The 25227-nt window shown below is 62.6% G+C and carries 18 protein-coding genes and 1 tRNA gene; 8 read left to right on the top strand and 11 right to left on the bottom strand.

Translation table 11 applies throughout. The features are described 5' to 3' along the window. Positions 1 to 38: 38 nt before the first annotated feature. The 6 genes from KB879_RS24490 to KB879_RS24515 all read right to left on the bottom strand — a co-directional run bounded on the left by KB879_RS24490 (position 39) and on the right by KB879_RS24515 (position 5205). Complete coding sequence (locus tag KB879_RS24490; protein WP_211979943.1) at positions 39 to 719, bottom strand: uracil-DNA glycosylase; 681 nt, start codon at positions 717 to 719, stop codon at positions 39 to 41. Next, positions 673 to 1929, bottom strand: a complete 1257-nt coding sequence (locus KB879_RS24495; protein WP_211979944.1) for a nucleoside triphosphate pyrophosphohydrolase family protein — start codon at positions 1927 to 1929, stop codon at positions 673 to 675. The genes KB879_RS24490 and KB879_RS24495 overlap by 47 nt, the downstream gene beginning before the upstream one ends. A 27-nt stretch (positions 1930 to 1956) precedes the next feature. Beyond that, entirely contained in the window at positions 1957 to 2586 is a 630-nt protein-coding gene (locus tag KB879_RS24500) for a hypothetical protein (RefSeq protein WP_211979945.1), read from the bottom strand. Positions 2587 to 2596: 10 nt separating this feature from the next. Beyond that, the gene (locus KB879_RS24505) at positions 2597 to 3070 is read right to left on the bottom strand and encodes a TIR domain-containing protein (protein ID WP_211979946.1); all 474 of its coding nucleotides are present in this window, start codon (positions 3068 to 3070) and stop codon (positions 2597 to 2599) included. Between the two features lie 401 nt (positions 3071 to 3471). Then, on the bottom strand, positions 3472 to 3912 hold the full coding sequence (locus KB879_RS24510; protein WP_211979947.1) for a hypothetical protein: 441 nt from the start codon (positions 3910 to 3912) through the stop codon (positions 3472 to 3474). A gap of 102 nt (positions 3913 to 4014) precedes the next feature. Further along, positions 4015 to 5205 (bottom strand): inovirus-type Gp2 protein, encoded by a 1191-nt coding sequence (locus KB879_RS24515; RefSeq protein WP_211979948.1) that lies wholly within the window; start codon positions 5203 to 5205, stop codon positions 4015 to 4017. 1462 nt (positions 5206 to 6667) lie between these two features. Here KB879_RS24515 and KB879_RS24520 point away from each other — a divergent pair. Both KB879_RS24520 and KB879_RS24525 read left to right on the top strand, forming a co-directional pair. Continuing rightward, positions 6668 to 8623 carry an ATP-dependent endonuclease gene (locus tag KB879_RS24520; protein WP_211979949.1) on the top strand — a complete coding sequence of 652 codons (1956 nt, stop codon included), beginning with the start codon at positions 6668 to 6670 and terminating at the stop codon, positions 8621 to 8623. Then, positions 8620 to 10515, top strand: a complete 1896-nt coding sequence (locus tag KB879_RS24525) for a UvrD-helicase domain-containing protein (RefSeq protein WP_211979950.1) — start codon at positions 8620 to 8622, stop codon at positions 10513 to 10515. Before KB879_RS24520 ends, KB879_RS24525 begins: the two co-directional genes overlap by 4 nt. A 228-nt stretch (positions 10516 to 10743) precedes the next feature. Here KB879_RS24525 and KB879_RS24530 read toward each other — a convergent pair whose 3' ends face one another. The 4 genes from KB879_RS24530 to acs form a co-directional block, all read right to left on the bottom strand. Then, positions 10744 to 11853: an AlpA family phage regulatory protein gene (locus KB879_RS24530; protein WP_211979951.1), complete on the bottom strand. Its 1110-nt coding sequence runs from the start codon at positions 11851 to 11853 to the stop codon at positions 10744 to 10746. A gap of 268 nt (positions 11854 to 12121) precedes the next feature. After that, positions 12122 to 12212 (bottom strand) — tRNA-Ser (locus KB879_RS24535). Between the two features lie 85 nt (positions 12213 to 12297). Continuing rightward, positions 12298 to 14349: a VC_2705 family sodium/solute symporter gene (locus KB879_RS24540; RefSeq protein WP_013957335.1), complete on the bottom strand. Its 2052-nt coding sequence runs from the start codon at positions 14347 to 14349 to the stop codon at positions 12298 to 12300. 100 nt (positions 14350 to 14449) lie between these two features. Continuing rightward, positions 14450 to 16432, bottom strand: coding sequence for an acetate--CoA ligase (gene acs / locus KB879_RS24545; protein ID WP_211979952.1), 1983 nt, complete (start codon positions 16430 to 16432; stop codon positions 14450 to 14452). 284 nt (positions 16433 to 16716) lie between these two features. Here acs and KB879_RS24550 point away from each other — a divergent pair, with 284 nt between their 5' ends. The 4 genes from KB879_RS24550 (at position 16717) to murI (ending at position 20904) form a co-directional block, all read left to right on the top strand. Then, a complete protein-coding gene (locus KB879_RS24550; protein ID WP_211979953.1) occupies positions 16717 to 17616 on the top strand; it encodes a DMT family transporter in 900 nt (299 codons plus the stop codon). A 112-nt stretch (positions 17617 to 17728) separates the two neighbouring features. Beyond that, complete coding sequence (locus tag KB879_RS24555; protein WP_013957338.1) at positions 17729 to 18274, top strand: TIGR00645 family protein; 546 nt, start codon at positions 17729 to 17731, stop codon at positions 18272 to 18274. A gap of 201 nt (positions 18275 to 18475) precedes the next feature. Further along, the gene (locus KB879_RS24560) at positions 18476 to 19999 is read left to right on the top strand and encodes a fumarate hydratase (protein ID WP_010814713.1); all 1524 of its coding nucleotides are present in this window, start codon (positions 18476 to 18478) and stop codon (positions 19997 to 19999) included. Positions 20000 to 20094: 95 nt separating this feature from the next. After that, a complete protein-coding gene (gene murI, locus KB879_RS24565; protein WP_211979954.1) occupies positions 20095 to 20904 on the top strand; it encodes a glutamate racemase in 810 nt (269 codons plus the stop codon). 73 nt (positions 20905 to 20977) lie between these two features. On the opposite strand, the gene KB879_RS24570 is transcribed toward murI, so the two are convergent. After that, the gene (locus KB879_RS24570) at positions 20978 to 23278 is read right to left on the bottom strand and encodes an AAA family ATPase (protein WP_013957341.1); all 2301 of its coding nucleotides are present in this window, start codon (positions 23276 to 23278) and stop codon (positions 20978 to 20980) included. A gap of 486 nt (positions 23279 to 23764) precedes the next feature. On the opposite strand from KB879_RS24570, the gene KB879_RS24575 reads away from it, so the two are divergent. Both KB879_RS24575 and KB879_RS24580 read left to right on the top strand, forming a co-directional pair. After that, on the top strand, positions 23765 to 24424 hold the full coding sequence (locus KB879_RS24575) for an energy transducer TonB (protein ID WP_013957342.1): 660 nt from the start codon (positions 23765 to 23767) through the stop codon (positions 24422 to 24424). Between the two features lie 62 nt (positions 24425 to 24486). Next, on the top strand, positions 24487 to 25215 hold the full coding sequence (locus KB879_RS24580) for a MotA/TolQ/ExbB proton channel family protein (protein ID WP_013957343.1): 729 nt from the start codon (positions 24487 to 24489) through the stop codon (positions 25213 to 25215). The last annotated feature ends 12 nt before the right edge of the window (positions 25216 to 25227 follow it).

Consider the following 25227-nt stretch of genomic DNA (forward strand, 5'->3'; position numbering starts at 1 on the left):
ATCCTTAACCGCTATGAGGTCTTCGGTCAACTAGAAAGCTAAACCGAAAACAGGCTAGCTTGTCTCTCTGCGGTATCGCCGCATTCGTAGGCGATACCATACGCTTCGGCAATACCGCGACGAAAATCAACAACACCGCCGTAGCTGGGATGCCGGACAACTTTCACTTCTACACCGAACTGGCTCGCGTAGTGGGCCGCATCCTGCCCGATCGATATAATCTGTTTCACACCAAGCCAGGTGAATAAGGATGCGTTCAGCTCATCCACGACCCTGAGTTCACGTGCCGTGAACCGTCGGTTTGTCATTGGGCTCGCAGCCTCATGGGGATGAAATGGAAAGACGTTCCACAGCAACGGAGGCCTAGGCACCTTGCGTATAGCGGCCCAAATCTCCGCTGCAGTCCGCTCAGCCACCGCTGTACCGCGCGTTGCCCGGGATAGGTCGGCGCCGGGGAACAACTCTTGCAGTTCGCCGAGATGATATTCATCAGTCAACGCGAGGCCGGTGCGCCTCCCGCCTCGATAGCCGAGATCTCGGCCCATCCAAACGGTATCGACACCGAGGACGAAGGCAGCATCAAGGTAGGTCCGCAGGTTCTTGCGGCGCGTAGACGCTCCATCATGTCGATCATGAATTGGGCACGTATCCGAGTACGGGTTGAAGACGTTCTCAAGCGAGATTCTTGCTAGGTCTCTCACAAATGAGTTCGGAGTCATATTGGGCTTCTTGAGGGGGCTCGAATGATAACGTGTGATCATCCATATTCACAATCACAGTGCCACCGCGGTGTTCTTCCTTCCGCATTTCGCGGAAGACACGAAAGCCATCTAGTATCGCACGCTCCCACTGCCACAATGGGCAGGCGTCAACCTCATATCCACTCACCATGCTCTGGACCTGTTTGAGCAGCCCATAGTCGAGCTTGCCAGCAGGCACGTCTTCGTAGAAGTCTCGTTTCTTCGCGTGATTAAAGATCCATGTCGCGATGCCTTCCTCGATGATCATCGCCCTAGCACCGTCTTCGTTCTCATCGACGGGCTGATCGGACTTTCGCTTATGCTTCAGCAGAGCCCTGATGACTGGAGACCAGCCCAGATGTGCAGCGTAAGCGAGGTGGAAGACGTCATGAAAGCGGTAGTCATCCGGTTCATTGCTGTTGTCCGTTAGACGGTCTCCGATGTATACGCCTCGAAGCCGCTGAACGACATAAGTGCCCCGTGCGGTAGCCCGTTCGACAAATTCCATCGGAAGTCGCCTGGGCAAGCGCTCATGTTCCGGATATTTGCTGTCGAACAGCGGCACATACTTAGGCTCGTTACCGGGCCACCGACCGTAAACCTTTACCAGATTGTCCCTGGCAACATCTTCAAGCTTCAGCATGAAGGACGCACAGGACAACGCGAGCATCGCCAGTAGTTGCCCCAACGAATCGGTCACCGTCGACTGCTCAAGGACAAGCTGACGGCCGCCATGACTGACCATTTCACCCGCCATCCGAGCTAGATCCCCAAGGAGTTCCCTGCGACGCGCCCCCAGATCAGTGCCATATGACGCGATAAGACCATCAATTTGCCTGAAGTTGGAGATTCCCTGCCGATCGCGAGGATCATCAGCAAAGTACTTGCATACACATCCCAGGCAACACCGGCCAACGGATACAGGGTCAACTTTTTTCGCAGTCGCAAGGGCAAACAGATACCACAGGGCATCTCCTATCTCCTCCCCCGCCACCTCAGTCTCAGACTCCCGCAGTTGGTCGCGGCTTACCTTCTTGACTGCCGCAAGAAGCCCGCCAACTTCGCCAAAGAAGCCAAATGCAAGCTTCGTCTCTCCGTCTTGGACTTCCGCGAAGCGATCTGTCTGATTAGCTTTTTCTGCATACTCAGCCAGGGTTAGCGGAGGTTTCTGAACGTATGCGTTGGCCATGGGAGATATCCATTTGACGCCGGCATCTTAGTTGACTGGTCTTGCCCAGGTCGACTGGGGTTTTTGCCACTTAGCCGGTGCAGCGAGAAAGCCTTGTTCGCCAAGCGATTCAAACCAAGCAACAAACGCCTGAACGAACTCGTCGGGGAATTTGGTCTTGTAGCCGCGATTCAGACGGATCGTATGACCATCGAAATCTAAAAAACGATCCGGTATTGGAAGTGCCTTATTTCCCCAATAGGCAAAACGTCGACCAACTAGGACACCAAGTGACTTGGTATCGTTGGCGATGTTTCTGGGATTGGCGCCATTGTTCAGGCTATGATGAGAATCGACTTGCAGCCAAGCCCCTCTCGCGTCTCGTCGATAAATGTTGTCGCCGAACAGCTGCTTTACGCTACCAAACCTCGATGGCTTCTTACTCTGAAACCGTGGGTCTTCCCAATATGCGTCGTAGGTTAGCACTTCATCTACTCGCATGACATAGGTAAGACTTGGAACGCGGGAATCCGCCACGGAAGCGATACCGGCTACCCAGTCACCGACCATGGCCCGCTGGCGGATTTCAGGCTTGCAGGTTGCCAGCGTACATACTCCACCAAATGGGTTAGGTGCAAATCCAAAATCACGCGCAACAACATACGAGAAGAGGCGCACGATGCAACCTTCAGCAGGAGTAGCGTGGAAGCGGTCGGGCCTGCTGCGGCTCGCAATCTGGTGTCTCGCGATTGTTTATCTTGCCCTCGATCGCGTCTTTGACTCGCTCCCCCTGCCAGCCCACGATAGCATCTGCATAGCGGTCGAGTGCCTCGGGTACATCGCACTGGGCTTCACCGTGATCCCATACTCCGACAATTCTCTTGTCCATACGCTGGGCGCATTCAATTTCCCACGTCACCCAGTCGCTATCCTTCGTCTCAGGGGAAATGAGTACAACAAAGACCGATGCCCACTCAATCCTAGGGGCGAGGATGCTTGACTTGATGTAGTCGGGATTTGATGCCCCGTTCGGCTTGTCGCTGTTGATTGAGCCGTCGCGCACCTCCATACCTGCTCGTCCCAACAGGTCCTTCAGCGGTCCAAGCCTATGATCGTCCTCATGTACGTGGCTAATGAAAACATGCTTACGACCTTCCGCCATGCTTCCCCCGGAAAAGGTAATCTGGTGGCGAAAAGTGTAACACGTTGTTTCGGAAAGTTAGGTGCGCCTGCGCCACACTTCGACAGGCCGGTTGACAAAATGGCAACGCATTGGACCCCATGAACACTCGTCGCGACTCAACGTCATTCCCGTTGCTCGTTGAATCGCCCGCGCCCAGAGCGGTCGGTTCATTCTGCTCAGCGCTTGAAGGCCCGCCTTATAGCCCAGATCGGCTGCTGGGAAGCAGGGCCTGCCTGATTGTTGGAAGAGGACCCGCAAATGGCAGTGGTAGTTGTAGCCGAGGCGTCAGCAACATGCCTGGGATCGTGGTGTCGGGCGCCTGGTCATTCCGATGCAGGCCTAAGCATGAGCGCCCGGACCGGCCACCTCGAATCATGCCGCTATTTCCAGCGTCGCCGCGATACCAAGCCTTCCTGCCCCACAAAAGCATCGGAGAAAGCGCCATCTCCCGAATGACTGCGCGGCGCGGCAGTGTCGGGCAACACCGCGTTTTCCACGTTCGCCGATGGACCGGGCTTACCGCCCCCGGAAGCCCTCGAGCCGTTCGCTGACCGCCGTTTTCTGACTCGTGTCAATGCCGAATCGAAGCTGTCCGGCGTGAAACGCCAGCCTGCCTCCACCAGAACATCTCGCACCTGCGAGCGATCGTACCCACGCGCAAGTAGGGCTTCCACTTCGTCGGTAACGGCCGCCAGCCGCGCCGTCATGGACTTCTGACTGCAATCGAGCGCCCGCCCTCGCAAACGTTGAATCAGTTCGCCGTCCGAGGCCGAAGCGGCCGAGTGCCCCATATCCGCAGGTCCCTTGCTTGCGCGATCCATCCGATCTGCACTCCCCTTGCCTAGTAAGAGCACACATTATGCACGGGAAGTGCACGGACAATGCACGCAAAGCACACGGGCCATGCACGCCCCCACAGCGACTTACTCGGTGCGCGACGTACTAGCGCCCACCCCGGTCTGATCGAACGACTCAGCATCGAACGAATCCGCCAGCGCGCTACCTGCGGGATCACCATCGAGCTTCGGCTTCACGGTACGTGGACGGCCCGCCTTTTTCTTTTCCTTGACCCGACTCGTGCCGAACGCGTGGCTGTCGCCGTACTTGATCTTCAGGAACTGATCTGCCTTGGTCATGTAGCGGATGTTGGCGCGCAGTGCCTCGCGCTTCTCGTCCTCGTCCCAGTTGATCGCACCCGTACCCACGCCGTGACCGTACTTCTGATGGAAGACCTTGTTGGCGTTGCTGTTCCAGTACTGGCCCTTGCCGCCCGTCAGCTTCACCCAGTACTCGCCGATCTGCTTGGCGATGTACACGTCGCGGCACGAATCTGCTGCGTTATAGAAAATCAGGAGGTGCAGGTGTAGGCCGGACTCATCCCCCTCTTCGAGCTTCCAGATATAGTCATCGATGCCGCGCAGCAGTTTGTTGCTGTCGCGGTTGTTGAAGAACTTCTTGCGATACGCCTGGATCTCCTCGAAGGTGATGTCCAGTCGGTAGTCACTCTGAAAGCCGAAGTGCAGCATCAACACGAGCGTGCGTGACTTGTTCGCGAACACTTGTTGCTCGATCGCTAGACCCGTTGCCTCGTTACGCTCTGCATTGCGCACGCGCGAACGCAGGCGCTCGTCAAACGCCAACGAAGCAACGATATCGCTGACGTGGTTGCGCACGTCGTTGAAGATCTCCGCGTGCGTCTTGCGCATGTCAGGATCGATCGTGTTGGGCTTACGGAACTGGAATTCCAGTGGCAGACCCACTGCCTCAATTGCCTCGATAACCGCCTGCACATGGGGGCTGTAAACAAAACGCCACGACCGAACGCAATGCCTCAAAAAGGCGCTGAGGGCGTCGAAGTACCCACGGGCCTCCGTCCTTGCCGTAGGCGCAACGATCTTGCCACGCTCCCCTGCCTGGATCTCGAATCCCACGCTGTGCTTGTCGAGCTCGATATCGCGCGCCATGCCCTCCATGGCTACAAGGCGACGCCTGTTAGCCCCGAATCCCCCGCGCACCTCGGGTGCATCCTCGCAGCCGTCGAACAAGGCTGTGTTCCGCGCCAAATCCGAGTACTCGTAGCATTTGTTGTAGTTGTCGTTTTCAGATGACATCATTGTTCACCTATCTATGTCGCTGAGCAGCTCAGCGCATCACAAGCACCGCTCACGCATCGGCTGCCCATCGCCTGTCTTTATCACTTTACGGCCCCATACACTTCCCATGCAGGAGCATAAATCGTTAATGACCAGTCAATGTGCTTAATGCGCTTGCATGCATTATCAGCAGCACTGCTAGCCATTGTGTCGCTGTTACTACCATCACTAGCATTACATAGGTTCCATAAATCTTGCCCTCCCAATTTAAACCATTCACACGAACTCTATAATTAAAACCACTTTGCTAACCAGCGAAATTCTCCTTCCTTGGGATATACCAATTTATGCCCGAATCAGGCGGTTGAAACATCCCCTGCCGATGGCAGGAACATCCTGAGCCGGTCAGCATCCGATAAGAGGCCCGGTCACCCCGCTACGGGTGGGAACGGAAGCGCCTATGGTCGCAAGTTGTGGGGTTTTGGACGTAAGTTGTATGTGCGGGTCGCAGTTTGTATCGAACTCCCCTGATCAAGTCATCACTTCGGGCTGCGTTGAGCACGGCTCACGCCGGCTCGGCACACTGAAAGGCTTCCGCGGCTCCTTTTATGTCAATCGATTGTTCCGTTGTCTGATCGCGCTTATCGAACTGCCACCGTATAATGCACCGCGGCGGCGGATCGATGAGCCCCTGTGCCGCGAACAAGGCAACGCACCATGAGTGATTCGTCACGACAACATCGCAGCACAGATTCCCAAAATCTAGCTGCTTGGTATAAGCAGCTACAAACACCTCACATTACCGATCGTAGTTACACTTCCCGCCGGATTGAGCCAGACCTCGGCATAATCTCGCGAATCCGGCCGCGCATTTACCGCTGATCACCCTCTAATGGCCAGGATCGATCAGATCGAGATGACGCGCAGCGGCGCTCGTATGAGCATCGAACTTGCACGCTAATTGCGGGAAAGAGCGCGGTCAATTACGAAAGAAATTGGAAAACCAAAGGACGTCTTCCATTTCCGTCCGAGCCGATCCAAGTGTGTCCAATCAAATTTTTTTTGGTTGCGAAAATACAACACAGCCAACACAATAGCGGCATTGCGCAATCCGATCGAAGCCGTAATGTGCTAGCCGGTCTATCGCTACTACTGGAGTGTTTGGTCACAGATCGACGACGTGGTCGGCCCGGCTTTTGCAGTGAGTTCCGTCGAGGCCCGCGCCAAAGGGAGGCAAATGACCGGCGCTTACACCGACGGAGCGCCACGGCTCGCTCAAATCTCGCCACAAACGACGGATATAAAGCGGTTGCGGTCGGTGATGGCGCACCCTCAACTCACCACGGTCTCAACCACTTTATTCGAAGGCCAGTGATGGCGGTCGGTGTGCTACGCTTTGGCCCCTCGATTCGGCGCACAACGCTGCAGTCCCGCTCGGGCCACGGCGAGGCAGCACTCATGACACTGTCACCAGGAAGATTGCATGCACATTGAACGTGTTGTGCTGGAGAATTTTCGCTGCTTCGGTCCTCAGCGGACCCAGGTTGTCCTTGATACCGGTCTCGTCGCATTTGTTGGGGACAACGGCACTGGCAAGACGGCGCTAATGCAGGCATTGCAGCGCATGTTCGGCGTGACGGCAGAGCAACGGCGCCTGCGCAAGCAAGACTTCCATGTCCCCTGCGACGAGGCCGACCGGCCGGCAGCCCGCACTCTGGTGATTGAGGCCATCGTTGCGTTTCCCGAGCTTGATGCCGACGATGACAACCCTGCTGTGCCGGCGTTCTTCAAGAACATGGCAGCCGAGGAAAACGGTAACCTTAAGGTCCGCCTGAGGCTGCAGGCGACGTGGTCAGACGATGGCACTCTCGACGGCGCGATCGAAGAGTCCTACTGCGCAGTCCAGACCTTTGGCGCTTTCGAGGAGAGCGACCTGCAGCAGCTGCGCGGGCTCGACCGCTCCCGCATCCAGCTCATCTACATCCCGGCGACGAGGGACGGTGCATCGCAGGTCACAGCGTTTGTCCGCGGCCGGCTCTGGCGGGCGATCAACTGGTCCCAGGCGGTCAAGGATTCGCTGACTGGCGCGGGCGATGAAGTCAATCAGGCGTTCTCCGCTGAAGCGGCCGTGTCTAGCATCAGCACCGCGGTGACCCAACGCTGGCAGCAGCTTCATTCGGCTGGCACCGATGCAACGCCGATCTTCCGGCCGGTCGACACCCGCTGGCAGGAGTTCATTCGCCGCGTCGAGGTCGTGTTCCATCCCACCGAGGACGGGCATGACCGGGCGCTCGAAGACCTCAGCGACGGACAGCGGTCGCTGTTCCACATGGCCATGGCCGCCGCGACATTGGACATCGAGGCTCGGCTCGCAGGCGACGACGCGCCGGAGGGCTTCACCGAGGCTGGCGTCCCGCTGCCGGCGCTGACCATCGTGGCGCTGGAGGAGCCTGAGAACAACTTGGCTCCGTTCTACCTATCCCGCATCATCAAGCAGGTGCAGGAAATCGCAGCTGGCAGCAATGCCCAGGCCATCGTCTCAAGCCACTCCCCCAGCATCCTCGCTCGGGTCAATCCCTCGGATGTGCGGCACTTCCGCCTAAACCTGCACAACCGTTGCTCGGAGGTGCGGCAGATCAGCCTGCCGGCTGGCGATGAAGACGCGTCGAAGTTCATCCGGGAGGCTGTGTGGGCCTATCCGGAGCTGTACTTTGCGCGCTACGTGATCCTCTGCGAAGGCGCCACGGAGGAAGTTGTGCTACCTCTGCTGGCCAAGGCCATGGACTTTCCCATCGATCGGTCATTCGTCGCGGTCGTGCCGCTGGGCGGTCGCCACGTCAACCACCTGTGGCGGCTGCTAACCGATCTCCAGGTGCCGTATGCCACCCTGCTAGACCTCGACTGGGGACGCAGCGGCGGCGGCTATGGTCGGATCAAGACGATGTGCGAACAGCTGCTAAGCATCGGTTACACGCCCCAGGAAGTCTTCGGGGACATTCTGCGGCCGGGCGGCCCAGAACAGAACCTTGCCGAGATCGCGGCGTCAAATCAAGCGGACATCGCTGGCCTACGCCGGTGGGCAACATGGCTGGAGAGGTTCCGCGTCTATTTCTCCGACCCGCTCGACCTGGACTTCACCATGCTGACCGCCTATCCAGCGGCCTATCGGGTACTTGACGCGGGGATGCGAGGCCCAGCCGGCAGAGGCGATCCGCGAGAAGCCGTGCTTGGCGATGACGGTGCTCCGGCCTTCTACGACGCCACAGCGGATGATGCGCTACGTTGGTATCGATATCTCTTCCTAGGACGCGGCAAGCCCAGCACGCACGTCAGGGTTTTGAGCCGCCTCACGCAGATGGACCTGGCGGCCACGATGCCCCCGCCCCTGCAGCGCATACTAGCAAACGTCCGGGACGTCCTTGAGCGGGCGGCCCAATGACCTGGCGGCCCGTAACGCCCGAGGCGTGGCGTCCTCGCGGCATTCCGAACCTCGAGCCCAACGCTTGGACGGCCCTGCGCCGGGCAGAGTCAACCTCGGTGGTCGCCGGCCCTGGCGCAGGCAAATCCGAATTTCTGGCGCAGCGCGCGGCCTACCTGCTGGAGACGGGGTTGTGCAAAGCGCCGCAGCAGATCCTCGCGATCTCCTTCAAGACGGACGCCGCGGCAAACCTTGCAGCGCGCGTGCGCAAGCGCTGCCCGCCCGAACTGGCCGACCGGTTTGTCTCGCTCACATTCGACGCGTTCACCAAGAGCCTGGTCGACCGCTTTCATTCGGCCATCCCTCCACATTGGCGTCCCACTCGGCCCTACGACATCGGCTTTCCGACTCGGCGTATGGTGGAGGAAGAGTTGAACCGCATCCGTCGCATAGCGCAGCCGGCCTGGCAGGCCAGGGTCGCGGCGTTTTCTCCGGCCACCTTCGAAGCGCAGGACATCGGAAGCCGTCGTCTCGAGGCGGATGCTCACCAGCAGTTCACGACGGCGGAAGAGTTCGCCATCTATCACTGGCTGCACCAGCAGCTGTTCGGCACCGAAGTATCCAAGTTGACGTTCGTCACGTTGAATCGCTTGGCCGAGCTGATTGTGCGTGCGAACTCCCGGATCGCTCGCGCGCTGCGCATGACCTATCCCTACGTGTTCGTGGACGAGTTTCAGGACACTTCTTTCGCTCAATACGACTTCCTGCTCTCCACGTTTGGCCAGCGAGGGACTGTCCTCACCGCGGTGGGCGACCACAAGCAGCGCATCATGGGCTGGGCCGGCGCGCGTCAGGACACCTTCGAGCGGTTCGAGGCCGACTTCGGAGCACAGCGGGTGAATTTGCTCTTCAACTTCAGGTCATCGCCGGAGCTGGTGCGCGTTCAGCACTTTGTCGCGCAGGCGCTGGACCCGCGATCGCCACAGATCCAGTCTCAAGCAACAAGCCAACTGGACAGGGATGTCGTGCAGGTGTGGAAGTCCAGTTCCACGGCTGCCGAAAGACAGCGCCTCGCACAGTGGATTGTGGCAGACATGGCCGCGCGCCAGAAGCAGCCCCGCGACTACGTGCTCCTCGTGCGTCAACGTCCTGACCAGTTCGAGCAGGAACTTCAGCCGACGTTCGTGGCAGCTGGACTCAGCATTCGCAACGAGAATCGGACCATTGGCCGGACCAATGTTCAGGACTTGATGGTTGACGAGGCGGCTTCCGTAGCTCTGGCTGCGTTGCGACTAGCGACCGGGCAGCGCAGCGCTGGGGCCTGGTCGGTGCTCTCCCGCGCCGTCTATGCGATTCGAGGGGCAAACGAGGACGACGAACTCCTGCGGGATCGAGCCGATCGCGACATCCAGAACTTCCTCGGCATGCTCGAGCAGGACATCCGCGGCCAAGCTCCCTCAACTGAGTTGGCGATGGAAATCACGCAGCGGATCTTCGGATTTCTGGATGTGGTTGCGATCAAGGGCGCCTTTGCGGCATACATGCGCAACGACTTGCTCGAAATCATGATCGAGGGCTTCTCGCTGCACCTACAGCAGGCGGCCGCGGCGACAACCAACTGGCCGGACTGCATCGACCGGTACGTCGGCACGTTTGACATCCCTTTGATGACGGTGCACAAGAGCAAAGGGCTGGAGTATGACACCGTCTTCTTCGTCGGCCTCGACGATCAATCATGGTGGAGTCACACGCCTCGCAACCCCGAGGGCATCGCAACGTTCTTCGTGGCCTTGTCGCGCGCCAAGCAACGCGCAATCTTCCTATTCTGTGAACACCGCGGCGCCCGTGAGCGCGTCTCTGAGTTGTACGAAATGTTGACCGACGCCGGCGTAGAGGAAGTCGATGTCAACTGAGCAGTAGGACCGCCTGCCAGCGCTTGGCTGGCTTTCCGGTTCAGCGGCAGGGCATTGAATTGCAAATGCGGATGTCAGTTAGGCTGGTTCCAGCGATGCAGCGGATATGCGCCGCCCAGAACGTCGCCCGCCTGATCCCGGCATGATCCGCCCCTCATTGACGGACCGCCAGTGCATCCGCTAGAGGGCACGCGTAGTACACCTGGCGTACTACGCATGCCGCAACCCTCACACACGGCCTATAGAAGCTTGCGCCAGAACCCAAGCCTTGACCGCGTCCTCATCCCAACCAACTGCGCCGCCGTTCGCTCCAAGCGGGAAGGAGCGGGGGAAGGTCGGATCGTACTGTGCGGAGCGCAGGTCCATACGGTTGTAGATTGAGCTACGCCCAAGGCCAGTCAGCTCCATGACACGACGCAACCGTGCGACCTTGCCTATCGATTGGCGCTCAACAGCACGAGGAACTCCTGTCGTATGGTCTGCACCACCGGCGCTTTCCGGCCTAGGCTCTTGGCGGGGCCGCCCGCTTGCCGTGGTGCCGGTGGGCATCCCCACAATCTTCGGCATCGCATGGAAGGGCTCTGTTATCCCCCGAGTTTGCTCCGCCCGCGGCATAGGAGCCGAGGCACCTTCGTGCCCCGGCACAGCCCGTCGCTGTATATGCCACGTATCCGATTGCGCATCGTTGCCATCGTGCGCGAGGCCACACCGTTCCAGGTACGCGATCGCCTGAGCGCGCGGAATATAGCCGCCCATGGTAAGTACGGAAACTGGGACATGTCGGCTGTCAACGGCGACCATCCTCCCACCAGCAAATTCGTCCCGTAGTGCCCTCCGGTGACGCGCCAGCACCATCGCTTGCTTGGCCTTACGCCGCTCCATGTCCACCGCCGTCAGCAGAACCGGCTCCCATGCCGGCCGCTTCTCCAGACGACGATACGCGTCCAGAAACTCCCCAGACTCATCGTCCGACATTGGATAGCGCAGAGGAGGCAACTGCGGAAGTAGCCCCACAAGCCAGCGCCGCTCGCTGTCGGTCAAGGCAAACGGTAACCAAATTTCTTCGACTTCTGATTGCCAAGGGTCTAGCCAGACGGTCGAGACACCAGCTGCGTCAGTACCCTGAGCCTGGTTTAACTGGTCGATCGCACGTCCCGCCTCGTCAGTCGGCGCCACATATCGCGATTTGGTCCCACGCCGATCCTCCTGAGATTGAGGCGCGACAAAGCCGTGCTTTGCTCTCGTCCCGACCACACAGTCGATCCCCTCAATTGGTCTCTCGTCGGCCGGGCAAATAGCCCGGGCTATCGCCTGACAAAAGTCCGAATATTCGATCAAGGGATCGGATGGCAGCTCGACGCGGACTCGCACATGTTCCTCTTGGTACTGGTAGTCAATGCCCGAGAGTATACGAGCGAAGGGATTGCATAGTTACACATCAGAACTGCAGCAGGCCGTGTTGGCGAAGGGCTTGACGACGCCCCTCATCCCCGATGCCGTCCAAGTACACTCAGCACTACCCTGCGCTTAACGATGGGCCAAGTGATGGGCTGAAAAACAAAAAGCCCTGTAAGTCATTGAACTTACAGGGCTTTTGTGTTCATTCTGGCGGAGAGAGGGGGATTCGAACCCCCGATAGGCTATTAACCTATACACGCTTTCCAGGCGTGCGACTTAAACCACTCATCCATCTCTCCGGGAAGTCCGAGATTATAGCAGAGTTGCCCGGCGAATCCAGTGCTTCGTCGCCGTATCTCGCCTTACTTGACAACCCCATCCGCCCTATCCCTTGCGCAGGTAGCTCACCAGCCGGTCGATCACCGGCGCATTGCGTGGCGTTAGCAGGCTGACGATGATGGCCACGGCGAAGCCGGCCGGCACGCCGAAGGCGCCGGAGGCGATCGGGTCGACGCCGAACCAGCGGTTGCCGAAGATGCCGGTCATGCGGGTGAAGAACGGGTAGTTGACGATGATGTAGTAGACCGCCATGCCCAGCCCGGCGGCCATGCCGGCGACGGCGCCGGCGGCGGTGGTGCGGCGCCAGAAGATGCCGAGGACCAGTACCGGGAAGAAACTGGAGGCAGCCAGCGAGAACGCGGCGCCGACCAGGAACAGGATATTGCCCGGGCGCAGCGATGTGACATAAGAGGCAAAAAGCGCCACGCCCAGCAACACGATCTTGGCGGTGGTGACGCGGCGCTGGTGGCTCGCCTGGCGGTCGACCATGTGATAGAAGACGTCGTGCGAGAGCGCATTGGCGATGGTCAGCAGCAGGCCGTCGGCAGTGGACAGCGCCGCGGCCAGGGCGCCGGCGGCGATCAGGCCGGAGATCACGTATGGCAGGCCGGCGATTTCCGGGGCGGCCAGCACGATCATGTCGGGCTGGAGCAGGATCTCGGCCCATTGCACGATGCCGTCGCCGTTGACATCGCGGATGCCGAACACTGGTGGATCGACCTTGCGCCATTGCACCACCCACTGCGGCAATTCGGCGTAGGAGGTGCCCACCAGGTGCTGGAAGAACTCGTATTTCACCAGCGCAGCCAGCGTGGGCGCGGACACGTACAGCAAGGCGATGAAGAACACGGCCCAGGCCACGGAGTTGCGCGTTTCCTTGACCGACGGCGTGGTGTAGAGCCGCGTCAGGATGTGCGGCAGGCTGGCGGTGCCGACCATCAGGCAGAACACCAGCAAGACAAAATTCAGCCGCTTGGTCTTGCGTTCCTGCTCCGATGCCGCGGGATAGGGCTCGGTCGATGACAGCGAATGGCGGCTGCGGGCCAGTGCGTCGGCCCGCTGCTGGTTCCATTGTTGCTGTGCCGCAGCGGGGTCGCGCGGGAATTCCAGCCGTTCGCGCTCCAGCGACTTGATCTCGCGCAGCGGGGCATTGCGCGTGCGCAGGTCCTGCAGGCGCGCGTCGAGCGCGTCGCGCTCCTGGGCAAAGGAATCGGGCAGTCGGGCGATGCGCTCCTGCAGCAGGATGGCCTGCTGCCGGTAGTACTCGCGCACGGCCTGCTCGGCCGGCTCGCGCTCCAGCTGCTGCTCGCGCGCGTCGAGTTGCGACAGCAGCGTGCCGTAGCTGAGCTGCGGCAGCGCTTCGTGGTGATGCTTCCAGGCGATCATCGATACCGTGACCAGGAAGGCCACGATCATCATGATGTACTGCGCCACCTGCGTCCATGTGACCGCGCGCATGCCGCCAAGGAACGAGCACACCAGGATGCCGGCCAGCCCGAAGAAGATGCCGACGGCAAACTCCACGCCGATAAAGCGGGTCACCACCAGCCCCACGCCCTGGATCTGCGCCACCAGGTAGACGAAGGAGCAGAGCGAAGCCGCCAGCACCGCGATCGCGCGCACTGGCAGGTTGCCGCCCGGCTTGCCGTTGCCGTAGCGCGCTGCGAGGAAATCCGGAATGGTGTAGCCGCCGTACTTGCGCAGGTACGGCGCCAGCAGGAAGGCCACCAGGCAGTAGCCGCCGGTCCAGCCCATCACATAGGCCAGCCCTTCGTAGCCCGAGGCAAACAGGATGCCGGCCAGGCCGATGAAGGACGCCGCGCTCATCCAGTCGGCGGCAATCGCCATGCCGTTGAACAGCGCCGGCACGCGCCGCGAGGCTACGTAATACTCGTTCAGGTCAGAGGTGCGGCAGATCAGCCCGATGCAGGCATAGATCGCGATGGTGATGAAGAGGAAGACGTAGCCGAGCCACAGCGCATCGGCATTGGAGCGTTCCAGCAGCCCCATCATGCCGACGAAGCCGAACAACCCCAGCGTGAACAGGCCGTAGTACAGCAGCAACCGTCGGCGAAAGCGCGACTGGGCTTCAGGCATAGGGGACGGTCCGTGGTCGGTGGGGGGCTATCGTAACAAACCCGCCGGCGCGGGAACGCGGCGGCGGGTTCAAGGGCTCGATCGGGCCGAAGCTAGACGATCACTGCGCCTGCTTGAGCTGCTCCAGGATGGCCGGATTCTCCAGCGTCGAGGTGTCCTGCGTGATCTCCTCTCCCTTGGCCAGCGACCGCAGCAGGCGCCGCATGATCTTGCCCGAGCGCGTCTTGGGCAGGTTGTCGCCGAAGCGGATGTCCTTGGGCTTGGCGATCGGACCGATCTCCTTGCCGACCCAGTTGCGCAGCTCGGTGGCGATCTTGACGGCCTCTTCGCCAGTCGGACGCGAACGCTTGAGCACGACGAAGGCGCAGATGGCCTCGCCGGTCATGTCGTCGGGGCGGCCCACCACGGCCGCTTCGGCCACCAGCGGGTTGGACACCAGTGCCGACTCGATCTCCATCGTGCCCATGCGGTGGCCCGACACGTTCAGCACGTCGTCGATGCGGCCCATGATGGTGAAGTAGCCGGTGTCCTTGTCGCGGATCGAGCCATCGCCGGCCAGGTAGAGCTTGCCGCCGAGCTCTTCGGGGAAGTAGCTCTTCCTGAAGCGCTCCGGATCGCCCCAGATGGTGCGGATCATGGCCGGCCACGGGCGCTTGACCACCAGGATGCCGCCGTTGCCGTTGGGCACGTCATGGCCGGTCTCGTCGACGATGGCGGCCATGATGCCCGGCAGCGGCAGCGTGCACGAGCCCGGCACTAGCGGCGTCGCGCCCGGCAGCGGCGTGATCATGTGGCCGCCGGTCTCGGTCTGCCAGAAGGTGTCGACGATCGGGCAGCGCTCGTTGCCGATGTTCTTGTAGTACCACATCCACGCTTCCGGATTGATCGGCTCGCCCACGGTGCCCAGCAGGCGCAGGCTGGACAGGTCATATTGCTTCGGGTGGATCTTGTCGTCGGCCTCGGCGGCCTTGATCAGCGAGCGGATCGCGGTGGGCGCGGTGTAGAAGATGCTGACCTTGTGGCGCGCGATCATGTCCCAGAAGCGGCCGGCGTTCGGGTAGGTCGGCACGCCCTCGAACACCACCTGGGTGGCGCCGGCGGCGAGCGGGCCGTAGGCGATATAGGTGTGGCCGGTGACCCAGCCGATGTCGGCGGTACACCAGAACAGGTCGTCGGGCTTGATGTCGAAGCTCCACTTCATCGTCATCAGCGCCCACAGCAGGTAACCGCCGGTGCTGTGCTGCACGCCCTTGGGCTTGCCGGTGGAGCCGGACGTGTAGAGCACGAACAGCGGGTGTTCAGCGCTGACCGGCTCGGCCTCGCAGGTATCCGGCTGGCCGGCGCTGACGTCTTCCATCCAGCGGTCGCGGCCTTCGGTCCAGGCAACCTTGCCGCCGGTGCGGCGGTAGACGATCACGTTCCTGACGGCCTCGCAGCCGCCCAGCGCCAGCGCATCGTCGGCAATCGCCTTCAGCGGCAGGGCCTTGCCGCCGCGCATCTGCTCGTCGGCGGTAATCAGCGCCACCGCGCCCACGTCCACCAGCCGCTCCTGCAGCGACTTGGCCGAGAAGCCGCCGAACACGACCGAGTGCGTGGCGCCCAGGCGCGCGCAGGCCTGCATCGCGACCACGCCTTCGACCGACATCGGCATGTAGATCACCACGCGGTCGCCCTTCTTGATGCCGAGCGCCTTCAGGCCGTTGGCAAAGCGGCACACCTTGCCGTGCAGCTCGCGGTAGGTGACGCGGGTCACGGTGCCGTCGTCGGCCTCGAACACGATCGCGACCTTGTCCGCATTGCCGTTCTGCAGGTTGCGGTCCAGGCAGTTGTAAGAGGCGTTGAGCTCGCCGTCTTCGAACCACTTGTAGAACGGTGCGTTGCTTTCGTCCAGCACCTTGGTGAAGGGCTTGTTCCAGTGCAGCAACTCGCGCGCATGGCGCGCCCAGAAGCCTTCATAGTCGCGCTCGGCTTCGTCGCACAGGGCGCGGTAGGCCTCCATGCTGGGGATCGCGGCCTGGCTGGCGAAGCCTTCAGGCGGGTTGAACACGCGATGCTCTTGCATCACCGATTCGATGGCGGACATAGGCTTGTCTCCTGATTTTGGAATGGCTTTGGCTGCCAAGTTACGCCCGACGGCTTACTTAAACCTGACGGTGGGCCCAGGGGTGTGCCTGCAACTTGTTGCAATGCAGCGGGAAAAGTCCCCGCACGCGTTGCGAAAGTGCAGCCTTCTCCATTAGGCTAGCACAGCTATAATGCCGCGAGTTCCATACCTGAATGCGGCGCTTACCCTTGCCGCTCCCGCCGGCTCAGCATCTGCCGCGCCAAAGCGCCGCGGCGCCCTGCCGGACGACCAAGGCCGTACCCGTGCCCGCCAATCCTTCAGCATTCTCCCCGGTCTACGCCCTCTTCCTGATCGCCTCGATGGCGCTGGTCGGCAGCAATGTCGGACTCGGCAAATCGATCATCGCGCATGTGCCGGTGCTGCTGTTCGCGCTGCTGCGCTTTATCATCGCCATCGTCTGCCTGGCGCCGTGGTACCGGCCCGCGCGCATGCGCCTGGTCTCGCGCAGGGAATGGCTGAACCTGTTCCTGCAGGCGTTCTTCGGCACCTTCCTGTTTACGCTGCTAATGCTCAATGGCGTGCGGCTGACCAGCGCCATGGCTGCCGGCGTGATCACCAGCACCATTCCCGCCACGGTGGCGATCCTGTCGTGGCTGCTGCTGCGCGAGCGGCTGTCGCGGCGCACGGTGGCGTCGGTGCTGCTGGCGATGACCGGCATCGCGGTGCTGAACATCGCCCGGGGCGATGCGCACGGTGCCGGCAGCGGCAGCCAGGCATGGCTGGGCAACCTGATGATCCTGGGCGCGATCGAGATCTGCGCCTACACGCACCTGATCGGCGGGCTGCTGATGCTGCCGCTGGGGCTGGTCCCGCTGCTGAGCTTCGATGCCGCCACGGTGCCGGCGCAGACCTGGCTGATGCTGCTGTGGTATGCGCTCTCAGCCAGCGTGTTCTCGTTCTGGCTGTGGATGAAGGGCATCCGCCATGTGCCGGCGCAGCTGGCGGGGGTGTTCACCTCGGTGCTGCCGGTGGCGGCTGCCACCTACGGCATCGTCTTCCTGGGCGAGCAGCCGGGCTGGCCCCATGGGGTGGCGCTGGCGTGCGTGCTGGCCGGGATCGTGCTGGCCAGCTGGCCGGGGCGGATCGCGCGCGGCGCGTGGCGCGGCAAGGCGGCCGGCGCCGATCCTGGCGCCGCGGGTTGAGCCACGCCGGCGACGAACGGTAACGGTATTCGGCTACGGTCGGTAACGCCGCCCAGTCATCGGCGCTTGGTACAATCCACGCCGATTTTCAACTCGCCGACACCGCCCGCCAATGGCCTCCAATCCCATCACCGCCAAGCCGCAGACCCTGCGGCCGATCCCGAGCATCATCTTCGCGTCGCGCTGGCTGCAGTTGCCGCTTTACCTGGGCCTGATCGTTGCCCAGGGCGTCTATGTCTACCACTTCCTGGTTGAAGTCTGGCACCTGCTGGCGCATGTGACCGAGTTCGACGAGAGCAAGATCATGCTGGTGGTGCTGGGCCTGATCGACGTGGTGATGATTTCCAACCTGCTGATCATGGTGATCGTGGGCGGCTATGAGACCTTCGTCTCGCGGCTGGGCATCGACAACCACCCGGACGAGCCGGAATGGCTGGACCACGTCAACGCCGGCGTGCTCAAGGTCAAGCTGTCGATGGCGCTGATCGGGATTTCGTCGATCCACCTGCTCAAGACCTTCATCGATGCCGAGCAGCGCACGACGCATACCATCATGTGGCAGGTGGCCATCCATATTGCCTTCCTGCTGTCGGCGGTCGCCATGGCCTGGGTGGATCGGATGGTGACACATCCGGTCGGCGCACATGATAAGCATTAATCACATTAACGCGCCATCGGACACCTAGTCCCAGCCAGACCGCGGCCATGTGCCGCGGTTTTTGCTTTTGGGCCCGCCCCCACGCAACTAGCGGCGCTTGCCGCACATTATCGGCTGTGGACGGATGTATGCAGCCGGGCAGACCGCCGCGGCTCAGTGTATGATTTGCGGCTGTGTTTCACCGCTGCCCACCCCCACAAAATGACTGTCATCAAGCAAGAAGACCTCATCCAGAGCGTCGCCGACTCCCTGCAGTACATCAGCTACTACCACCCGATGGACTACATCACCAGCCTGGGCCGCGCCTATGAGCTGGAGCAGAGCCCGGCGGCCAAGGACGCGATCGCGCAGATCCTGACCAACAGCCGCATGTGCGCCGAGGGCAAGCGCCCGATCTGCCAGGACACCGGCATCGTCACGATCTTCGTCAAGGTGGGGATGGACGTGCGCTGGGACGGCGCCACCATGGGCCTGACCGACATGATCAACGAGGGTGTGCGCCGCGGCTACACGCACCCCGACAACGTGCTGCGCGCGTCGATCGTCAGCCCGCCCGAAGGCGGCCGCAAGAACACCAAGGACAACACCCCGGCGGTGATCCACTACGAAGTGGTGCCGGGCAACACCGTCGACATCCAGGTCGCGGCCAAGGGCGGCGGCTCGGAGAACAAGTCCAAGTTCGTGATGCTGAACCCGTCGGACTCGATCGTCGACTGGGTGCTGAAGACCGTGCCGACCATGGGCGCCGGCTGGTGCCCGCCGGGCATGCTGGGCATCGGCATCGGCGGCACCGCCGAGAAGGCCATGGTGATGGCCAAGGAATCGCTGATGGAGTCCATCGACATCCAGGACATCATCGCCCGCGGCCCGAAGGACTGGGTCGAGGAACTGCGCGTCGAGCTGTACGAGAAGGTCAACGCGCTCGGCATCGGCGCGCAGGGCCTGGGCGGCCTGGCCACCGTGCTGGACGTCAAGATCATGGCCTGCCCGACGCACGCCGCGTCCAAACCGGTCGCGATGATCCCCAACTGCGCCGCCACCCGCCACGTGCACTTCACGCTGGACGGCAGCGGCCCGGCCAAGCTGGAAGCGCCTGACCTGTCGCAATGGCCGAAGGTCGAGTGGGCACCGAACACCGAGACCTCCAAGCGCGTCGACCTGAACACGCTGACGCCGGAAGAAGTCGCCTCGTGGAAGCCGGGCCAGACCCTGCTGCTCAACGGCAAGATGCTGACCGGCCGCGACGCCGCGCACAAGCGCATCGCCGACATGCTGGCCAAGGGCGAGAAGCTGCCGGTGGACTTCAAGAACCGCGTGATCTACTACGTCGGCCCGGTCGATCCGGTGCGCGACGAGGCCGTTGGCCCGGCCGGCCCCACCACCGCCACGCGCATGGACAAGTTCACCGAGATGATGCTGGCCGAAACCGGCCTGATCTCGATGATCGGCAAGGCCGAGCGCGGCCCGGTGGCGATCGAGGCCATCAAGAAGCACAAGTCGGCCTACCTGATGGCCGTGGGCGGCGCCGCCTACCTGGTGGCCAAGGCGATCAAGGAGGCCAAGGTGGTCGGCTTCGAAGACCTCGGCATGGAAGCGATCTACGAGTTCGACGTCAAGGACATGCCGGTGACGGTTGCGGTGGACAGCGAAGGCACCTCGGTGCACAAGACTGGCCCGGCCGAATGGCAAGCCAAGATCGGCAAGATCCCGGTCGCTGCGCTGTAAGCAAGGCAACGCGGTAGAATCTGCCGTCGCGCTCGAAGAAAGCCGGGTTCCGACCCGGCTTTTTTCTGCCCAATTTTCTGTTGCCCTCCCCTCCCGTGAACCCCGCACCCATCGGCGTCTTCGATTCCGGCCTCGGCGGCCTGTCCGTGCTGCGCGAGATCCGCGCGCTGCTGCCCCATGAATCGCTGCTGTACCTGGCGGATTCAAAATACGCGCCCTATGGCGAGAAGCCCGAGGCCTTTGTCGAGGCGCGCACGCTGCAGGCCTGCGAATGGCTGCTCGGCCAGGGTTGCAAGGCGCTGGTGATCGCCTGCAATACCGCCACCATGCATGCGGTGCAGGCGCTGCGCGAGCGGCTGACGGTGCCGATCATCGGCGTCGAGCCGGGCCTGAAGCCCGCCGCCGCGGCCAGCCGCAGCAAGGTCGTAGGCGTGCTGGCCACCGCCAATACGCTCAAGAGCGCCAAGTTCGCACGGCTGCTGGCATCGCTGGAAGGCGAAAGCCACTTCCTGTGCGAGGCGGGCCTGGGACTGGTGTCGCTGATCGAGCAAGGCGAGACCGACGGCCCGGCCGTGCGCCAGCGCCTGGACGCCTACCTGACGCCCATGCTGGAGGCCGGCGCCGACACGCTGGTGCTGGGCTGCACCCACTACCCTTTTCTCTCCCGCACGATCCGGGCGATGGTTGGCGACCAGCTGGCACTGGTCGACACCGGCAGCGCCATTGCGCGCCAGCTGGCGCGCAAGCTGGCCGAACACAAGCTCGCCGCCGCGCCAGATGGCACCCCTCACGACCGCTTTGCCTCCACCAAGGACGCCGCGCACCTGCGTGCGATGGCAGCCACGCTGCTGCAGGTGGAAGCGGATGCGGAAACGGTGGTGATCGAGCCGGCGCCGGCGCTCTGACCGGCGCCCTTAGAACCCATTTCATAATGAAGAAGGGGCGCATGCGTCCCCTTCTTCATTATGAAATGGGTTCTTACTGCAGGAAGCCCAGTGGCCGGTGCTCCCGCACCTCGGGCTTGATCGCGTGTTCCTGGCGCAGCTGTGCCAGGAACTCATCCGGCGTCAGCGCCTCGCCCAACAGCACGCACTGGCGCTTGACCGTGGCGAAGTCGCCCGGCGTCAGGCAATCCATCATATCCAGCTCACGGCGCATGCTGTCGGTCAGGCCGGCGGCGTCGCCGTCAAGCGCCTCGTCGACAAACATCGCCACGCGCTGCGCGGGCTTGAGGGCCAGGAAGCGGATCTTGAACGAGAAGCGGCGCAGCGCGGCCTCGTCGATGCGATCGAACAGGTTGGTGGTGCAGATAAAGATGCCGTTGAAGCGCTCCATGCCCTGCAGCATCTCGTTGACCTCGGAGATCTCATAGTTGCGCACCGCCTGCTGGCGGCTCTGCATGAAGCTGTCGGCCTCGTCCAGCAGCAGCACCGCCCCATCCTCTTCGGCGCGCGCAAACATGGCGGCGATCTGCTGCTCGGTCTCGCCCACATATTTGCTCATCAGGTCGGAGGCGCGGCGGATCATCAGCGGCAGGTCCAGCTCGGCCGCGATATGCTCGGCCAGCGCGGTCTTGCCGGTGCCGGGCGGGCCGTAGAAGCACAGCGTGCCGCGCTGGCGCACGCGCAGCGCGTCGACGATCTTGACCACCTCGTAGCGGGTTTCCAGGTGCAGGTTTTCCAGCCGGTAGTGCGTGACCACCGGCCGCGCCTCGGCCTCGGGGCGCAGCCCCATGGCGCGGTCGGCGTGTTCCAGCTGGCGCAGGATCAGCGCTTCCACCGGCTCTTCCACGTCGGGCCGCGCCAGCTCGACGAAGCGCGCGGCCGACTGCACCTGTGCCGGCGTCAGCGTCTTGCGCCCGGCCAGCCCGGTGATAAAGGCGTCGCTGACATCCAGCCCGCCCAGGTGCTTGCGGATGATGTTCTCGCGCACCAGTGGCGGCGGAATCTTCAACTCCAGGTGGAACTGGAAGCGGCGCAGGTAAGCGGGGTCGATCTGGCGGATCGAATTGGAGATCCAGATCACCGGCACCGGGTTCTGCTCGAGCGTCTGGTTGACCCAGGCCTTGCCGTTCACCGAGGCGCGCGTGTCTTCCTGGCCGAACAGGCTCATCAGCTCGCGCGCGCTGCCGGGGAAGACGTCTTCCACCTCATCGAACAGCAGCGCGGTATGGGCACGCCCGCGCAGGAAGGCCTGCGACACCTGCAGCGAGCGGTAGCGGTCCTTGCCCGACAGGCTGTTGCCGTCGCGGTCCAGGCAATCGACTTCGTACAGCTCGCAGCCCGCCTCGCGCGCGAGCAGCCGCGCAAACTCAGTCTTGCCGGTACCGGGCGGGCCATAGATCAGCACGTTGACGCCGCTGGCGTGCTGGCGCGTGGCATTGCTCAGCAGCGCGCACAGGTAGCGCGCGTCGGTCTCGACATGGGGATAGTCGGCAGTGGTCAGCGTGGGCGGCGCGGCCGGGCGGGTGAAGACCGCCATCATCTCGGCCTCATTGGCGTAATTGCCCAGCAGCACGTGCAGCAGCCGATCGGACAGCCGCATCAGGTCGCCCAGGTCGGTCACGCTGTTTTCCGGCAGCGGCTGCTCGATCAGGTTCAGCGTCTCCAGCCGCGAGCCGGGCCGCAGCGAGGCGGCCACGTCGGCCGCGCCGGCGCCGGTCAGCCCGGCCAGGATCTGGAACGCTTCCTGGCTGTGCGCCACCTTGCAGTCGACCATCACCGCGCGCAGGTCGCGCTTGTACTTGGCCAGCGCCGCGTACAGCAGCAGCTTGCGCTCGTGCTCGGGCAGGTCCAGCACACGGCTGAGCATGTCGATATTGCGCACCAGCAGCACGCGCTCGCCTTCCAGCCGCTGGGCGATGGCCGCGGCCGACGCGTCGAACACGGCGAACATGTCCTTGGCGTGGTGCTTGACGTACTCGTCCAGGTAATAGAACAGCGCGCTTTCATCGAACGCACTGTTCCACTGGCCGTGGCGGTCCAGGAATTCCTCAGGGGTCAGGCGGGCGGTGCCCTTCCAGGCGGGCATGTCGGCGCAGCGCGCGGCCAGGAAGCGCTGCACGCGCAGCACCACGCCGTACGGCCAAACCATCTCCTGCGCGCTGACGGTCAGGACATCGTTGATATTGCTGCGCAGGTTGAAGCGCGGGCCCAGTGCGCAGACCACGCGCAGGGCAAACTGGGCGCACATCCAGTCCAATGCTGAGCTGGACGATGTGCCAGGCATGGAGCGCAGAATCGTCGATCGGTCATCTTCAGCAAAACGTGTGAAGTCCATGGACGGGTCCCCGAGCGCGCTGTGCGCGATGGCGGGGCCGCGACCGGCGCACCGCCACGTCTGCAGTTTCTTCCTATGCTAGCGCGCTTTGGTGCCAACCGCGCATCCCCGTGCGCAACGGGCGCCGGCGATTGTGGCCTGGGGCACCGAAGCGCAGCCAAGTGCCAGAGCGCGCCAGCGCGCGTGCACCACTGCATCACCTCCCGAAATGCTGCCTGGACTTGCCGGTATAACGTGCCGGGGCAGAAAATTCCAGTTGCGACGCACAAATCACAACAAATAAGAATCATTATCGTTTATACTGGCCAGCTGACACGCTGCCCCAGAGTGGCGCTCCCACGGCAACCCAGTTGAAGGAGCGTTTATCATGGAATTGCTGCTTAGCCTGCTGGTCGGTTGCGGCATCTCGCTAATCCTGTTTTATCGCAAGTGACGGCGCACAGCGCCGCTGCGGTGCCACCGCTGGCAGACTTTTGTTGTTGACACATGTTCGACCAACGCTTCCTCAAGATTACGCTCGCCGTACTGCTGTTCCACGTCGGCCTGCTCTACCTGATCCAAAGCGGCCTGGGCCGCAAGCTGACCGAGGCGGTGATCTCGCCGGAAATCGTCGCGCGCATCATCCCGCTGGAGCCTCCCAAGCAGGAAGCCCCGCCGGAGCCGCCCAAACCCAAGCCCAAGCAGGAAACCCCGCCCAAACAGGTGAGGGTGACCACGCCCAAGCCCACCCCGCCGCAGCCCAAGCCAACCCCGCAGCCGGTAGCCAGCCTGCCGCCGACGCCGAACGCGCCCGAGGCCCCGCCCGCGCCGCCGGCACCCCCAGCACCGGCCGCTGAGCCCGCCCCGGCACCGGTATCCGCCGCGCCGCGCGCAGTCGGCATCGGCGAAATCCAGTGCACGCCGCCGCAACCGAAGTATCCTTCCCAGTCACGCCGCATGGGCGAGACCGGCAAGGCCGTGGTGCGCCTGACCACCGACGAAAGCGGCAAGGTCGTGAAGACTTCCGTCGTATCCTCGAGCGGTTCGTCGCGCCTGGACCAGGCCGCCGTGGAAGCCGTGCAGTCCATGCGCTGCAAGCCTTACCTGGACAACGGCCGCGCCGTCGCCGTCACGGCCCAGCAGCCGATCGGCTTCGAACTGAACTGACCGCCCCAGATTTCCGATCTCTGATCTGACTTAAACCAAGCGAACTCACCAGGAACCAACACATGCAGGACCTCGGACTCTCCCACCTCTGGACGCAAGGCGACTTCGTCATGCGTGCGACCGCGATCATTCTGCTGATCATGTCGCTCGCCTCATGGATCGTGATCCTTACCAAGGCGTGGGATCTGGTGCGCCTGAAGAAGATGGCGCACGGCGCGGAAAAGCGCTTCTGGCACTCGGACGATTTCGACCACGCGCTCGAAACCCTGGGCGCCAGCGATGCCAACCCGTTCCGCACGCTGGCCATCGCCGGCAAGGAAGCCGCCCAGCACCATCGCGCCAGCCAGCCGCAGCTGCACGACGTGATGGACATCTCCGACTGGCTGACCCGTTCGCTCAAGAGCTCCATCGATGATTCGGTGGCGCACATGCAGTCGGGTCTGGCAGTGCTGGCCTCGGTGGGCTCGACCGCACCGTTCGTCGGCCTGTTCGGCACCGTGTGGGGCATCTACCACGCGCTGATCGGCATCGGCGCCTCGGGCGTGCCGACCATCGACAAGGTTGCCGGCCCCGTGGGCGAGGCGCTGATCATGACCGCCTTTGGCCTGGCCGTGGCGATTCCCGCCGTGCTGGGCTATAACGCCCTTACCCGCGGCAACAAGTCGGTGATCTCGAAGCTCAACCGCTTTGCCCACGACCTGCACGCCTACTTCGTCACCGGCGCGCGCGTGCGCCCCACCGGCGCCCGCACCGAAGACGGCACCGTGCGCCTGGCCGCGGCACAGCGCTAAACCGCTAGCAAG

Source organism: Cupriavidus sp. KK10 (genome assembly GCF_018223725.1).
GTDB lineage: Bacteria > Pseudomonadota > Gammaproteobacteria > Burkholderiales > Burkholderiaceae > Cupriavidus > Cupriavidus necator.

Excerpts from the sequence above, each read along its gene's own strand:
- KB879_RS24575 (WP_013957342.1), top strand. The coding sequence starts at position 23,765 with ATGTTCGACCAACGCTTCCTCAAGATTACGCTCGCCGTACTGCTGTTC.
- acs (WP_211979952.1), bottom strand. The coding sequence starts at position 16,432 with ATGTCCGCCATCGAATCGGTGATGCAAGAGCATCGCGTGTTCAACCCG.
- KB879_RS24570 (WP_013957341.1), bottom strand. The coding sequence starts at position 23,278 with ATGGACTTCACACGTTTTGCTGAAGATGACCGATCGACGATTCTGCGC.
- KB879_RS24495 (WP_211979944.1), bottom strand. The coding sequence starts at position 1,929 with ATGGCCAACGCATACGTTCAGAAACCTCCGCTAACCCTGGCTGAGTAT.
- KB879_RS24505 (WP_211979946.1), bottom strand. The coding sequence starts at position 3,070 with ATGGCGGAAGGTCGTAAGCATGTTTTCATTAGCCACGTACATGAGGAC.
- KB879_RS24515 (WP_211979948.1), bottom strand. The coding sequence starts at position 5,205 with ATGATGTCATCTGAAAACGACAACTACAACAAATGCTACGAGTACTCG.
- KB879_RS24580 (WP_013957343.1), top strand. The coding sequence starts at position 24,487 with ATGCAGGACCTCGGACTCTCCCACCTCTGGACGCAAGGCGACTTCGTC.
- KB879_RS24525 (WP_211979950.1), top strand. The coding sequence starts at position 8,620 with ATGACCTGGCGGCCCGTAACGCCCGAGGCGTGGCGTCCTCGCGGCATT.
- KB879_RS24520 (WP_211979949.1), top strand. The coding sequence starts at position 6,668 with ATGCACATTGAACGTGTTGTGCTGGAGAATTTTCGCTGCTTCGGTCCT.
- KB879_RS24560 (WP_010814713.1), top strand. The coding sequence starts at position 18,476 with ATGACTGTCATCAAGCAAGAAGACCTCATCCAGAGCGTCGCCGACTCC.
- KB879_RS24555 (WP_013957338.1), top strand. The coding sequence starts at position 17,729 with ATGGCCTCCAATCCCATCACCGCCAAGCCGCAGACCCTGCGGCCGATC.
- KB879_RS24510 (WP_211979947.1), bottom strand. The coding sequence starts at position 3,912 with ATGGATCGCGCAAGCAAGGGACCTGCGGATATGGGGCACTCGGCCGCT.
- KB879_RS24490 (WP_211979943.1), bottom strand. The coding sequence starts at position 719 with ATGACTCCGAACTCATTTGTGAGAGACCTAGCAAGAATCTCGCTTGAG.
- KB879_RS24540 (WP_013957335.1), bottom strand. The coding sequence starts at position 14,349 with ATGCCTGAAGCCCAGTCGCGCTTTCGCCGACGGTTGCTGCTGTACTAC.